We start from the raw sequence: 13551 nt of genomic DNA, 5'->3' as shown, positions 1-13551 counted from the left end.
ACATAGGCAAAGCGTTCCAATTCAGTATTGGATGCCATCAAGCGTTCGACCAATTCCTTCTGCTCGGCTTCATGCTGACGATGACTGGCTTCAAGGTCCATTCGATCCAAGGCGAATGAAATTTCATCGGTCATTTCAGTCAGAAGTTCAATGAGATCAGCCGTAAAAAATTCCGGGGTGTCTGAGTAAAGCGATAATGTTCCAATGGGTTTCCCCTGATTTTTCAGCGGAAATGCGGCAGATGAATTAAAATTAAACGATGCCGCCCTCTGATGCCAAGGTGCTGTTATCTGGGTTCCAAAGAAATTTTCTGCAACGCGGTACTCACCAGCACGAATGCATTGTCCGGATGGTCCTTGTCCATAAGGGCTATCAACATCAGCGGACACATTCAGACCATCTAAATAGGCGATCCCCTCACCAGCCCAAGCTGCTGGAGTTATAGCTTGGGTCGCGTCATCGACCAAGCCGATCCACGCCATGCGAAAATGCCCAAAATTTACCGAAATTCGAACGATGGCATCAAAGAGTTCCTGGCGGCTTTTGCTGCGAATGATGGCCTTGTTGGTCTGGCTCAAAGCTGCATAAATATCCGTTAAATGGGCAATCTTAATCTTTGATTCCTTGTGCGAACTCATATCTCGAACAAACGCAACATCAAATTCTTGCCCATCATGGGAAAGGTAATTTGCAGATATTTCAACCGGAAACGTCGATCCATCTTTGCGTTTTAAAATTGCATCAAACCTGATGAACCCATTTTCTTTGAGAATACCCCAATGCTCAGCCCACTTATCCCGAGGATGATCCGGATTTAATTCTGATGCATGTAGGTTCAATATTTCAGACTCAGCGTACCCCAAAAGCGAACATGCGGAATTATTCACATACGAAAGCAGACCAGATTCATTAATCCAGTAAACAGGCTCCTCCGCTCTGTCTATTGAGAATTGAGTTATCAAATGCTTTTTGGTTAATAATTCATGCTGCCGAATATGTGATTTGCCGATGTTCCATATCAAGCCGATCCCAGACATCACCAGAATCCAGAAGATTGCATGGTTGATCGCTAATCTTTGGATCTCCTTGGATGCAAATTCATCGGATTTCTCCAATGGTATGGTGACATCAATTCCACCTCGCAGGTCGCCAACCTTATAGCCCTGATCGCCGTGACAAGTTAGGCAGGATTGCTCGACGCGGATTGGTGCCATTACACGCACCGCCGCTTTTCCGTCGCTCAGAACCTTTTCAGTTACCTCTGCCTCACCCTGCTCCAGACGCAGAAGAGCCTGACGCTCCCATTCATCCGGGGCGTTCTCCGGATTGAGGGGCTTCATGCTCGTAATTCGTCCCCTGGCAACAAATCCCGACTGCATCAGTTGACGCAGCACGTATGCAGGATTCATCAAGGTCAGGTGTTTGCCGTTCGTGGTTACAACATCACGGTCGGGGACATTCAAATACGGGTTTGGGGAAGTTTGGGCGTCAGGAGCCACATATACTCCACCATGAGATGCGACCCAATGGCGGAAACCAATATCTGTTTGCACGCTGGTTCGTGCTTCTTGAACTGCCAAACGCACTGCTTGCTGCCTTTCGTTTTCAGCCGCCATCCAAATCGAAAGCAAGACTGCCGCTGTCCATAATGCAGCAGACCCTACAATTAGCTTTCGAAATGCCGAAATAGAAACCGCACCAGTTGATTGTGCATTGGAGGTCATTAGCAAATACTCCAGCACGTAAGCCTGTCCGGCTTAAGCCCCTCACGCAGCAAGGGTATCACGCCTATTTCGAAAGGCATATACTTCCCAAGTTCCCTACCTCGGGTCCGGCTCTGCCTTCATGCACTGTTCCGCCAAGGATTCCTCCTTCACCCGGAGGATTCCAGCCTCCAATCCCGCAGCAATCACCGTGTCCGAAATGGCCTCCTTGATTTCGTCGGGCAGGATGATTGCGGGTCTCCAGGAACCATCTGGTGCCCGATATGTTGGCAAGGAAACCTCGGTGCTTTTGCCATCAGCCCTCACCTGGACACCTTGGATGATCATCACCACACCATCAAAGACGGCTTCAACATCAGCCAAGGCACGCAGTTTTCCTGCGTTCTTCACATGGATAATGCTGACCGTCGTTACGGTGACCGATGCAGTGTCCATGTTCGGGTTTACGTTCATCATCTCCGCCTTGATGGCATAAGCCGAATACGATAACCTTTTCCGGTGGCATCCCCCCAATGCGGCCACATCTGGATGGACGGCCCTCCCAAAGTGCAAAATCCATCCAGCACGATCCGGCGGTGGAGTTCTCGCCAGTTCGCCACCGCCGACCTGCTTTACGGCTCGCTCCGAATCACAGGCACAGCCACAAAGAACTCCTGATCGTTCAACGTTCCAACTGACACCATCAGCGTCTCGTGCTGGTGAACAAGGCGGGCATGAGGGACGCCATCAACGGTCGTCCAAAGCCTTGAAACCTCCCACACCTTCCTGGTCTGGTCGTTGGCTTTCATGAATCGATCCCCGACTTGGATGGGGGGAGTTTTCCGTCCGAATATCGCCATTGTCGCCTGATCAGCCTACCTGCGTTCAGCCTGCTGTATCGCGGATCACTTGGATTTGTCCAAAGAACTTTCGATCCTCAGATAGCATGTGTTTTGCCACCACGTCGTAGGCCAGGAAATTGAACAGGTCACCCAAGGCCAGTTCGCCGGATGTGAAATTCGCCACCAATTCCCCGGCACGATCAATTAAACCCTGGTGGATTTGGGCGTGTTCATCTGCATCGGAATATCCGATCAAACGGAAAACGGCCTCCTCATCCCGGAAGTGATCAAGGAGGTCCGATACCAGCACCTCGATCTGGGGGAGCACTTCATCCTTTGGCCGCTCACTGAGGACAGAAGTCAGCAAAGCATTCGCGTGCTCAAATAGATTCTGGTGCTGCTTATCGAGCAACGAGTGACCGGATTCGTAGGTGCTTCGCCAAACCAGCCGTAAAAAGTCCAGATCAAGCAATTCCGCTTCGTCTGTTTCCTTGGAACCTACTGCATCGCTGATCACACGATTTCGACCAGCTTCTTTGGCGGCATACAGGGCTGCATCGGAACGGCAAAGCCACGCCTCCCACGCCTCATCATCTCGACATTCGGCAACACCAATGCTGACCGTGATATGTCCAGCGACAGGGAATGCGTAGGTCAAGGTCGCTTTGCGAATACGTTCAGCAAGCAAGCTTGCGATCATCAAGCCGCTATTCGGCATCAGAATCACGAATTCCTCACCGCCCCAACGACCCAGCATATCGGTGGATCGCATACATTTGCTGGCGATATCGCAGAATGCCTTGAGAACATCATCCCCGACTGCATGGCCGTGGGTATCGTTCACTCGCTTAAAATGATCAAGATCGATGAACAGCATGGACACGGGGTGACCGTAGCGAGCTTTTCGCAGCATTTCCTGTTGGGCGGCTTCTTCAACCCTTCTGCGGTTCCATATGCCCGTAAGGTTGTCGTGTTGGGCGAGATGTTCCAATTCCTGGCGAGCAGCAAGCAATTCCGCGTTTGATGCTGCAAGTGCATCAACAGCTTTGGTCAGTTCCTGGTTCAGAGCTTCGAGTTCGGCACTGCGTTCGGCCAAAACCTGATCTGCTATCTTATGGTCGGTGATGTCAGCGACGACGCACACCAGACCAGCACGTCCATTCCTATATGCAGGCATTCGCCGGGCCGTCAGTTGCCCCCAAAATGCAGAGCCATTGGATCGCCAATAGTGGCGTTCAAGGTTGACGTTGGGGCGGTCACAGGCAAGGTGATCCGCCATATTCTTCCGGGCAATTTCCTGTTCTACGGGATCAACCAGATCGACATACTCTATACCAATCAATGATTCCAATGGGATCATGAACATTTCCACCATCCGTTGGTTGGCAGCACCAATCCGGCCACTGGAATCGATGGTGAAAATGGCAACGCTGGAATTGTCGAAAATCAGCCGCAGCAGCCCCTCCTTGTCACGAAGGTTTTCCTCGGCTTCACGTCGTTCAGTGATGTCCGTGTACAGGGTTATGAATCCACCGCTCGGCAGTGGCTGGCCTGAAATTTCCAGAATGATTCCATCGGGCCGAACACGCTCGAATTGGTGCGGCTTCATTGCCATGGCTCTCTGGACAACCTGTCCCGCGAGTTCCTCCGGGTCACCTGGGCCGTATTCACCGCGACGGGCGTTGAACAGAGCCAGGGACTTCATGGAGGGCAGACTGCCTTCAAACAGCTTGTCGGGGAAATCCAGCAACCGTCTGAACAGGCCGTTGCAGGCAATCATTTCCAGGTTTTGATCAAACAGCGTTACGCCGCTCGGAAGGTGCTCGATGATCGACTGGATGATGTGGCGGCATTCTGGAGAACTGGCGAGCATCAGCAAGCCGCCAATGCCATCTCCGTCGCCCGGTGCGGTCGATGGATCATTCATCATTGAAACGTCCGAGCTTGGCTCAATTTAGCAACGCGGATGCCAAGGCCGTGTCCTCCTGGTGAAGTCGTATGATCATGTCAGGGATCAAACCGTCCAGAATGGTGCGGGCTTCGTTCAGGTCGGAATTGTCGCAGATTGCTGAATGAAGCCGTTTGAAAGTTCTCCGGGCTTCATTATGGGTGGCAACATGTCGAGCCCCATCGTGTTGACCTGCGACCCGGTCAAATAGGGCTTCTTCTCCGGCAAGATGCAGCAATGCCGCTTCCAGGAATTCTCCAACCGAAATCTGGGCGGCTTCCAACATCCGAGCATCAACCGCCAAGGCAACGGCATCAAGCAGATGAAACAGGTGCCGATGAGATGCATCCATCTCAGGAACACCCAAAATCATCGAATCTTGCCACCGAAGACGCATGGCACCCCACCTATGGAAGTTCCATCAAAAGCATGGAGGAATTGTCGCCTTTAGGTCAATCGGCGGAGCCCTGTATATCAATCATTGTTACAAGTCGTCGCAAATTGTGGCGTCTCTCGGGATTCAGCCTGCCGCATTGAATCTGTCTGAATTAGTCCAAAGAACTTTCGATCTTCGGACAACATGTGCTTGGCAATGAAGTCATAAGCAAGGTAGTTAAAAAGTTCTCCGACCGACAATTCTCCCTGCTTGAAATTTTCCACCAGATTATTTGCTCGAATAATCAGTGATCTGTGGATTTCAGCGTGATCATCAGCGGATGAATAGCCCACTGACCTGAAAATCACCTCTTCGTCATGAAAGTGCTTGGTGAGGTCGGCCACAAGTGATTCGACCTGGGGAACAACTTCGTCATCCGGTCGATCTCCGATTACTGATGTCAGAAGATTGTTGGCGAGATCGAACAGGTCGCGGTGCTGGCTATCGATCAGAGAATGACCGGACTCGTATGCCTTTCGCCATCCCAGACGCATGTACGCCAGATCGAGAAGTTCTGCCTCTCCGGCCTCGCCCGCATGGGTCGCATCCTTGATAACTTGGTTCCGACCACCTGCCTTTGCGGCATACAGGGCTGCATCAGACCGGGCGAGCCAGGAATCCCAAGATTCTTCCTCCCGGCATTCCGCGATACCCAGGCTGGCGGTGACACGTCCCGCAATAGGAAACTCGAAGGCCATGGTTGCCTTGCGGATTCGTTCGGCGAGGAGGCTGGCGATCATCACGCCGCTGTTGGGCATAAGGATCACAAACTCCTCACCACCCCAGCGGCCAAGGAGGTCGGTAGACCGCATGCACTTTCGGGCGATATTGCAGAAGGCTTTCAAAACATCATCACCAACCGCATGGCCGTGGGTATCGTTGATCCGCTTAAAATGGTCGAGATCGATGAAGAGTAGCGATACGGGATGGCCGTACCTCGCCTTTCGCAACATTTCCTGCTGGGCGGTTTCTTCAATTCTTCGACGGGTCCAAGCCCCAGTCAGGCCATCTCGCTGTGCCAGATGTTCAAGCTCTTCCCGTGCAGCGTGGAGTTCGGCATTTGATGCTGCGAGAGCCGCGACGGTGTTTGTCAGTTCCAGATTGAGGGCTTCAAGATCACGGCTGCGTTCTGCCAAAGCCCTTCGTTCGGTGATGTCCGTGTAAAGGGTGACGAATCCGCCATTTGGCAACGGATGTTCTTCAATTCCCAAGATGGTTCCATCGGGCCGGACACGCTCAAACTGGTTCGGTTCCATTGCCATGGCCCGCTGTACGACCTGTTCGGCAAGTTCCTCTGGATTGCCTGGGCCATATTCATCGCGTCCAGCGTCGAATATGGCGAGCTTTTTCAATGATGGTAGTCCTGCCGTGAACAGTTCATCAGGGAGGTCCAGCAGACGCCGAAATACCCCATTGCAGGCAACCATCTTCAATGACTGATCAAACACCGCCACCCCACACGGGAGGTGGTCAATGATCGGCTGGATCATACTCAGGTATTCTGTGATTTCGACGAGCTTCAGCAGGTGCCCAATATCCTGATCACCTCCATGCTGATTTCGCCCGTCGTCCATCATTGCAGGTTCCTGCGTATCAAATCACAAATGCCAACTCCGCGTGTTTCCTGACAGGAACAGACATCTGGCATCCAGAAATTCCACCGTGAGTGTTATATCCGCACGAACTGGCAGGTCAATCCGTAGCGACCCCCGATAGCCCGCTCGTTACAAATCGTTGGCCCACGCAACGAATATGTAAACGGCCCCCAGCCCACGTCACCGCACGACCACCGGGGCACGTCTACGCTGCGGATTGAAATTCCTGTCTCGGTCATCCGCTGTTCTTGCTGGCTGCGACCATTTCCTGAATGATCAGCCGGAACATCGATTGGGAGGAGGCGAGCATGCGTTGTCCTTTTTGCGGACATGACGACACCCAGGTGAAAGATTCCCGCCCTACCGATGACAATGCGTCCATCCGCCGCCGCCGGGCGTGTCCAGCCTGTGCATCCAGATTCACCACCTTCGAGCGGGTGCAAATCCGCGATCTGGTCGTGATCAAGAAGGACGGCAGCCGCTCCACCTTTGACCGCGACAAGGTGGTCAAGTCGCTTCAGATCGCCCTGCGGAAGCGTCCCGTGGACGAGGAACAGATCGAACGCATCGTCAATGGCATCCATCGCCGTCTGGAAAGCTTGGGGGAAAACGATGTTCCATCCAAGCTCATCGGCGAACTGGTCATGGATGTCCTGATGGAGATGGATCAGGTGGCCTATCTTCGCTATGCGTCGGTCTATCGGAACTTCCGTGAGGCCAAGGATTTCGGCGATTTCCTTGGGAAGATGGGACGGCAAGGCGATGACTAAAGCCGCATGACGATAAGCCTACAAGGTATTGGCCAATATCCCCGTTACTTTCCCCCGGAAGCCCCCCCTTTACGGCAGAAATAGCTATCCCAAAAATTCAGTCACCTTGTTCAGGAATTTTTCAATTGAGATGGGCTTGGCGAGGTAGGCGTCACAACCGCTTTCAAGGATTCGCTCCTCGTCACCCTTCATAGCAAACGCGGTTACCGCGATGATAGGTATCGCTTGAAGTTCAGCGTCTTCCTTCAGTACGCGGGCGAAATCTAGGCCGGAAACCCCCGGCAACTGGATATCCAAAAGGATAAGATTTGGGCGGCTCTGCTCGACAATCTCTTTGGCTTCGCGACCATCCATTGCTTGCAGGGTGGAGTAGCCTCTGGCCTGAAGAATGTCATTAAAAAGCTTTAAACTGAGGGCGTTGTCCTCAATGATCAGTATGGTCTTCCTGGGCAATTGGTCCCGCATTGAGAGGCTCCAAAAATTCAAGACACATCCGCACCATAAGTATGTAAGCTAAAGTTTGGTCACCTGCAAATGAGATTGAGAATCTGACGCACTCCTCCGTGGCGAGCCAATCAGATCAATGGTAACCGCCTACATCCGGGGGCAGCCGCTCAGCCATCAAGTTGTAAATCGCAGTCGTTGCGATTAACTTGCATCATCATTCTTTTGTGGTATGTGTTTTGTTCAGGTGAATGAAATGCGACAGGAAGTGAGCCGTGGATGAATCGCCCCCGTCTCGTATCGAGCAGCGTTGCATTGAAAAATCTATGAAGATGACGGACCAGCGGCGAGTTATCGCTCGCGTCCTTTCAGACGCAACCGACCACCCTGATGTCGATGAGGTTTATCGCCGTGCCGTCGAGATCAATCGGCATATCAGCATTCCCACTGTCTACCGCACCGTGCGACTATTTGAGGAAGCAGACATCCTTGAACGGCACGATTTTGGCGATGGGAAAAAGAGCCGATACGAAGAGGCCGAAAGTGACCATCATGATCACTTGATTGACGTAACTTCAGGGGCAGTTATCGAATTCTCCTGCGTTGAGATTGAAGCTTTGCAAAAGAAGATCGCCGCAGATTACGGCTATCAGGTCATCGGCCATCGCCTTGAGCTTCTTGGAGTTCCACTGACACCAGAAGATCGGCAGGAGGACCAATAGGCAAGAGAGCGATCCCGTCCATCAAGCCAGGGGGCGGGGAAACCTTGGGCGGCGAAGTGTGCCAGTGAAGTCAATGAAGGAAAGAAACGGCTACTTTCCAGCCGTGCTACTGGGCGGCACCCATCCTCTTCGCGACTTCGGCCTGAGATAGACCTGCCCGTTGCCGGGCACGGATGAGGGTTTCCGCAATCTCGAACTCTGGAGCGAGACGGTCATATTCGGCCTTAACCTCGGGATCAGCCAGAATTTTAGCCTTGAGATCATTCAGGCCGGTCATTTCAAAATCTCCTTGCCCCGAGCCAATGCGAGTTCAGCTAATCACGTCCAATGCCCGATAGACGCTGGTCCTGGCGATGCCCAATTCTCTGCTGATCGCAGCGACACCGAACCCTTGATCCTTGAGCCGCCGAATTTCACCAGCGTCGATCTTCGGAGGGCGGCCACGGTACCGTTCAGGGTGATCTTGCATGGCCCGCTGGATACCCTCGATCTGTCGTTCCCGCCGAAGCTCGGTCTCGAACTGGGCGAACACCCCAAGGAGATTGATGGTCAAGGTGCCGTAAATGTCCCCAGTATCGAACGGCTGCTCGGTGGCCTTGAGGCTGGCCCCCTTTCCCTTCAACACCTTGATGATGTCCTGGAGGTCGGAGATGGATCGGGCCAGCCGGTCGATCCTGGTCACGACCAGAACGTCCCCCTCACGCAGGAACTCCAGCAGGGTTTCCAATTCCCTGCGGCCATCACGACTCGTGCCGCTGATCTTTTCCGATCTGATGATCTGGCAACCGGCAGCCTTCAAGGCATCAATCTGGATGTCGAGAGATTGGTCGGCGGAAGAGCAGCGGGCATATCCGTACAGCATGGATTTGCTCCATATGGGTCATAGACCCATATATTAAAGCGTTCCATAAATACAAAAGCAACCCATCTGGAACAATATTTCCTGACTGTGGCGGAGTTGCAGCAGGGTATACCTTAATGTAGCAACATCACGTGACTAACATCTGAGCAAACTACATTTTTAAATCTTGGTCAGGATTCCTCGTTTTAGCCAATCAGCAATACCTTCTCCGCTATGACGCTCGGGCATTGCCGCCGCGACGGCTTGTGTGAGTCTGATGTCTGGAATCGGCTCATGCCGCAACTCACTCTGGAGAGTGTCGAAGAAGCGATCTCTCTCCACCTCAAGTAGAAGCGTCTTCGCCAGTATAATCCTGGTCTTCTGATCAAAACACGTTAGAGGCTCTCCAGTAAATGACATGGCATCACCCCTCACCAGTCAATAAATCAAGGCTTTTATCCGCAGAACCTATTCCATTTTCACTATCAAGATAGGTACTTATCTTGACAATTGAAAGCCGCCTAACGGAATCAAAACATTCATTTAGACGCTGCTCTCTCTGGAAGTGAGATTCCCCCTCGGGGTTGCCATTCTCATCAATCAACATCTGCCGGAGCGTCTTATCTTCAAGGGCTGACTTGATAGTCAGCACCCCATTGACCAGAGAGTGCAGGTAATACCCCTCCACTTTCGTCAGCCAATGTTTTTCAACGAGTTCGGCTATCAGCGTGCAAAGTTGCTTGATCGATGTCCGAGTTGGCCGGGTTTCATCCCCCAGTTCATCCTCGTAGGCTTCAATTCGCTCAGCGATTTCATCGATCTCATCGGTCAACAGGATTGCTGATGGCAGACGATTTGTTGCCGGGAGGGTTTCCAGAAATCGGCGGCCCCATGCACTCCCCATGAAGTCATCGAACGATCCAACTTTCGGCACGGGTTTTACCCTCCAGATTGCACCAGCTACTTCCTCCAGAGATGAATCAGGATGGAATTTTGCATCGGCAACCACGAGCTTTCCGAAATCGATCATTTCCCGCATTTGATTGGTTGTCGGCTCCTCGCTGTCGAACCACTGATCTGGGTCCAAACCACAACGGCGGAGCAGCTTGTAGCGTTCACCAGCACTGCATAGCAGGTCAGCGAAGGGGCCGATCATTGGCTTCTTGAACGGAACCTCGGAAATTTCCAACGGGAAGGGAAGGCAATCGATGATATCGCCACAGCCGAGTTCTTCTGGAAACGGCACATCCCCCTCAGGGCATTCAAGATAGAGCTTTCCCAGTTCCTTAATCATGGAAGGGGACGCACTCCCTTTTGAAAGGATTTCTCCCGCAGCCCGTTTCGCAATTTGTCGGGTTATACGGCATGAACCTTTGGACATGCGGTCGTTCCGTCCCCCCTTCCGAAGAATCCTGGCATCCTCAAATTTCGGCGAATAAGCCAGCATCGTGTTGTAGAGCAAGTGAGCCTTGGATCGCCCCCCAAGCCGCTTACTGGACGCAATGACGATCAGGCGTTTGAACACCGCCATGGCAACGAAGCCAATGGCACGGGTGTGTATCGATACCTTCCGTTTGACGCCGAATTTGCTGGCGATGTGGGCTGGAACCTCAAACTCAAAATAGGCGTCACCCTGCTTCACCTGCCGGTCGCGAAAAAGTAGCCGATCCCGGAGACCACCCTGGCTGACATTGAGCAGCATCCAGACCGCAAAGTCGTTTTCTCCGACATTCGGATCACCAGCACACTTTTCCAGGAACGTAAGAACACGTCCGGCCAAGAGGTAGTACGCAATCGGCACCCGACCAGCCATGCCCGATTCCCTCGAAATTCAGCGGTTCAGAAATCCATCCTGATTGTTGTTCGGCGTGAGTTCAAGGTGCGACCTCGATGGCTTCCAAGCCGGTTCGAAATTCCATCCTGAGTTCATTGCCGACCACAGGACGGAGACGAACGCCATGCCGAACATCACCAATTTGAGCCGCCACCCGCAGCCTTTCAGTTTTGTCGTGCTGCTGAAGAGCGGGAACTGCATCGGCCATGCCGTTCGGCTTCTGCCCGTTCCCGCGAACGACAACACCCAGCCCAACGGCAACAACCCGCCGAAACCGCCCGCCCTTGCAATGCGGCTGGCTGCTTAATCATAAGGAGACTTCACCATGTCCGACTTTGAACCCATTCTTCGCCCTTCCCGGAAAGCGGTGATTTCCGCTGTCTCTCTGGGGCTTCGTACCCACATCGCCCTCGTCAACGTCATCGTCTCCGCCTTCGAGGTGCTGCCCGAACTCCGCAAGGACGAGGCCGCGTTTATCAATTTCGCCAAGCAGCAACATGGCCTGACCGTCAAAGGCAAGGCGGTTGATGATTTCGTCCTGCTCGTGGTCAAGGTGTTGTTCCTCAACGTTTCGGACAAAACGGATTTTCGCCGCCGCCTTGGTCAGATCGCGACTGCGATCCGCTACATGGAACTGCACCAGGACATGTTCTCTGTCGAATGCGTCAAACGGCTGGTTCACGACCTGGGCGGTGTGTCGGGGCTTGTGATGGCTTTTCGCAATGAGAGTCGGACCAGCCGCAACCCGAACCGCGAAGAGAAGAAGGTCCGCACCATCCAGACCTACGTCGCCGGTCTGCCGCAGATCGGAACCACCGTCCAACTCGGTGATGGGGAGGTGACCACCATCAACACCCCCAAGGACAATCGGACCCTGGAGGCCCTGGCTCAAAAGCCCGGTCGCGTGCTGATCGTCGGCGACGTCGATGATGAGTTCAATCTTGTGAATTTGCGGGTCATCGAACGCGACCAGGATGAAATCGACCGCCTGCTGACCCGCAAGGCTGCCCAGGTCACCAAAACCGGCAGCAACGACAATCAGCCCATGAAGGAGGCCATGTGATGTTTACGAAATCTCAGATTGAAGCCGCCCGCTACACCCTTCGGACGCCTTTCGACCACCCTGAATCCGAGGCCATGCGGAAGATCGCTCTGTGGCTGTTGGATCACGCCATGCCGATCTCGTTGTCGCCGACCAAGCAGGGTCCGAAGACCCAAAAGCCCCGCCGTACTTATGACGAGGCGGCGGACATCATCCTCTCCGACGACCCGCCTTCGGTTCTGATTGAACGCTATGGCATCAAGTTGGGGGCGATCAAGGCGATCAAGTCCGGGTACGGGAGCTACAAGAAGTTCGGGGGCTGCCCGGAACTCTGGAAGGAATACTGCCGGAAGCACCGTGCCGAAATTCGGCTTCTGGCAAACCACCAGCAGCCGACGACCGTTCCGCACAACGACAATCAGGCCCAACCCCATTCCGAAGTGGAGGCTGCATAATGGCTATGCCCTTTTCCAACAAGCTGGATGCGACCAATCTCACCGTGATTTCCGCTCCCGAAAGGATGTCGAGCATCATCCGCTCCCCCGGTGGGAAGCACCGTCTGGCCCGTGATCTGGTCAACCTCGCCCCGTTCAATGTGAAGGAGTATCGCGAACTTTTTGCTGGAAGTGCCGCCGTTGCCTTTCGCATGGCTCGGATGGGACGTACCCGGAAAATCTGGATCAACGACCTCGATCCCGGTATTGCGAACAAGTGGACCGTGGTTCGTGACGACCCTGCTGGTCTGATGCGGGTGCTGCTTTCGCTGCACGACCGGTTCGGGGCGGGCAGCAAGGAATTGTTCGATCTGGCCATCCAGATGGTCGATAGCGATGACCGCACCGAGGCGGCGGCGGGATTCTATACCCGCAACCACTTGAGCATGTACGGGGCCAACGGCATGTCGTCGTATGCCCCGAGCCATCCGCGTGACGGTCGCGGACTCAGGCCGATCCACATCAATTACATCCCCCAGTTTTCGGCGTGGCTTCAGGGGGCCAAGATCACGAACCTGGATTACCGGGAAGTGCTCGATGCCCCCGGTGCCGGGGTGATGTGCTTCATTGATCCGCCCTATGCCCAGGTGGGCAAAGCCATGTACCCCTTTGGCGAAGCCGACCTGGAAGAGCTTGCTCGACATGTGCGTGCCAGCAGCCATGCCTGTCTGGTCACTGTGGACGACAGCCCGGCGAATCGGGTCGCATTTTCGGACATGCGTCCCATTGTCCATGCCTTCACCAGCAACATGGGCAATATCCATAAATCGGCGGAACTGGTGTGTGCGAATTACACCACGCCGGATCGTGTCCCTTGGATTGGTGTAACAGCGCAGTCGCCGTTTGATCTCCGGCGGGCTTGGCCGGATTGATCAGGCTG

General features: G+C 53.7%; 16 protein-coding genes. 6 read left to right on the top strand and 10 right to left on the bottom strand.

Features of this window, described 5'->3' with window-relative positions:
- The 6 genes from A6A04_RS14200 to A6A04_RS21790 all read right to left on the bottom strand — a co-directional run.
- Nucleotides 1-1724 (bottom strand): c-type heme family protein (locus A6A04_RS14200; protein WP_245651214.1); only part of this gene is annotated, 1724 nt, incomplete at its 3' end.
- A gap of 96 nt (nt 1725-1820) precedes the next feature.
- Entirely contained in the window at nt 1821-2180 is a 360-nt protein-coding gene (locus A6A04_RS14195; RefSeq protein ID WP_245651213.1) for a hypothetical protein, read from the bottom strand.
- Nucleotides 2181-2335: 155 nt separating this feature from the next.
- Nucleotides 2336-2512: a hypothetical protein gene (locus A6A04_RS14190; protein WP_245651212.1), complete on the bottom strand. Its 177-nt coding sequence runs from the start codon at nt 2510-2512 to the stop codon at nt 2336-2338.
- A 76-nt stretch (nt 2513-2588) separates the two neighbouring features.
- Nucleotides 2589-4475: a diguanylate cyclase gene (locus A6A04_RS14185; RefSeq protein ID WP_068493975.1), complete on the bottom strand. Its 1887-nt coding sequence runs from the start codon at nt 4473-4475 to the stop codon at nt 2589-2591.
- Nucleotides 4476-4494: 19 nt separating this feature from the next.
- Complete coding sequence (locus tag A6A04_RS14180) at nt 4495-4890, bottom strand: hemerythrin domain-containing protein (RefSeq protein ID WP_068493973.1); 396 nt, start codon at nt 4888-4890, stop codon at nt 4495-4497.
- Nucleotides 4891-4967: 77 nt separating this feature from the next.
- On the bottom strand, nt 4968-6506 hold the full coding sequence (locus A6A04_RS21790) for a diguanylate cyclase (RefSeq protein ID WP_082914940.1): 1539 nt from the start codon (nt 6504-6506) through the stop codon (nt 4968-4970).
- Nucleotides 6507-6832: 326 nt separating this feature from the next.
- Here A6A04_RS21790 and nrdR point away from each other — a divergent pair, with 326 nt between their 5' ends.
- A complete protein-coding gene (nrdR, locus tag A6A04_RS14170; RefSeq protein ID WP_068493969.1) occupies nt 6833-7294 on the top strand; it encodes a transcriptional regulator NrdR in 462 nt (153 codons plus the stop codon).
- Nucleotides 7295-7378: 84 nt separating this feature from the next.
- Here nrdR and A6A04_RS14165 read toward each other — a convergent pair whose 3' ends face one another.
- Nucleotides 7379-7759: a response regulator gene (locus tag A6A04_RS14165; RefSeq protein ID WP_008622021.1), complete on the bottom strand. Its 381-nt coding sequence runs from the start codon at nt 7757-7759 to the stop codon at nt 7379-7381.
- Between the two features lie 305 nt (nt 7760-8064).
- Between A6A04_RS14165 and A6A04_RS14160 the strand changes: the two genes are divergently transcribed.
- Nucleotides 8065-8460, top strand: a complete 396-nt coding sequence (locus tag A6A04_RS14160) for a Fur family transcriptional regulator (protein WP_068493967.1) — start codon at nt 8065-8067, stop codon at nt 8458-8460.
- Between the two features lie 106 nt (nt 8461-8566).
- On the opposite strand, the gene A6A04_RS14155 is transcribed toward A6A04_RS14160, so the two are convergent.
- The 3 genes from A6A04_RS14155 to A6A04_RS14140 all read right to left on the bottom strand — a co-directional run bounded on the left by A6A04_RS14155 (nt 8567) and on the right by A6A04_RS14140 (nt 11114).
- Nucleotides 8567-8737 carry a helix-turn-helix domain-containing protein gene (locus A6A04_RS14155; RefSeq protein ID WP_245651210.1) on the bottom strand — a complete coding sequence of 57 codons (171 nt, stop codon included), beginning with the start codon at nt 8735-8737 and terminating at the stop codon, nt 8567-8569.
- A 33-nt stretch (nt 8738-8770) separates the two neighbouring features.
- The gene (locus tag A6A04_RS14150) at nt 8771-9322 is read right to left on the bottom strand and encodes a recombinase family protein (protein ID WP_068493965.1); all 552 of its coding nucleotides are present in this window, start codon (nt 9320-9322) and stop codon (nt 8771-8773) included.
- Nucleotides 9323-9725: 403 nt separating this feature from the next.
- On the bottom strand, nt 9726-11114 hold the full coding sequence (locus A6A04_RS14140; protein WP_068493962.1) for a hypothetical protein: 1389 nt from the start codon (nt 11112-11114) through the stop codon (nt 9726-9728).
- A gap of 145 nt (nt 11115-11259) precedes the next feature.
- Between A6A04_RS14140 and A6A04_RS22405 the strand changes: the two genes are divergently transcribed.
- The 4 genes from A6A04_RS22405 to A6A04_RS14120 are packed head-to-tail and all read left to right on the top strand — an operon-like array spanning nt 11260 to nt 13543.
- Complete coding sequence (locus tag A6A04_RS22405) at nt 11260-11442, top strand: hypothetical protein (protein WP_156612618.1); 183 nt, start codon at nt 11260-11262, stop codon at nt 11440-11442.
- Between the two features lie 18 nt (nt 11443-11460).
- The gene (locus A6A04_RS14130) at nt 11461-12198 is read left to right on the top strand and encodes a hypothetical protein (RefSeq protein WP_068493958.1); all 738 of its coding nucleotides are present in this window, start codon (nt 11461-11463) and stop codon (nt 12196-12198) included.
- Nucleotides 12198-12632: a hypothetical protein gene (locus tag A6A04_RS14125; RefSeq protein WP_245651209.1), complete on the top strand. Its 435-nt coding sequence runs from the start codon at nt 12198-12200 to the stop codon at nt 12630-12632. The genes A6A04_RS14130 and A6A04_RS14125 overlap by 1 nt, the downstream gene beginning before the upstream one ends.
- Entirely contained in the window at nt 12632-13543 is a 912-nt protein-coding gene (locus tag A6A04_RS14120; RefSeq protein ID WP_068493956.1) for a DNA adenine methylase, read from the top strand. Before A6A04_RS14125 ends, A6A04_RS14120 begins: the two co-directional genes overlap by 1 nt.
- The last annotated feature ends 8 nt before the right edge of the window (nt 13544-13551 follow it).

The sequence above is a fragment of the Paramagnetospirillum marisnigri genome (assembly GCF_001650715.1).
Lineage (GTDB): Bacteria > Pseudomonadota > Alphaproteobacteria > Rhodospirillales > Magnetospirillaceae > Phaeospirillum > Phaeospirillum marisnigri.
The sequence above is the reverse complement of the archived record's forward strand: the minus strand, read 5'-3'. Positions and strand labels throughout refer to the sequence as shown.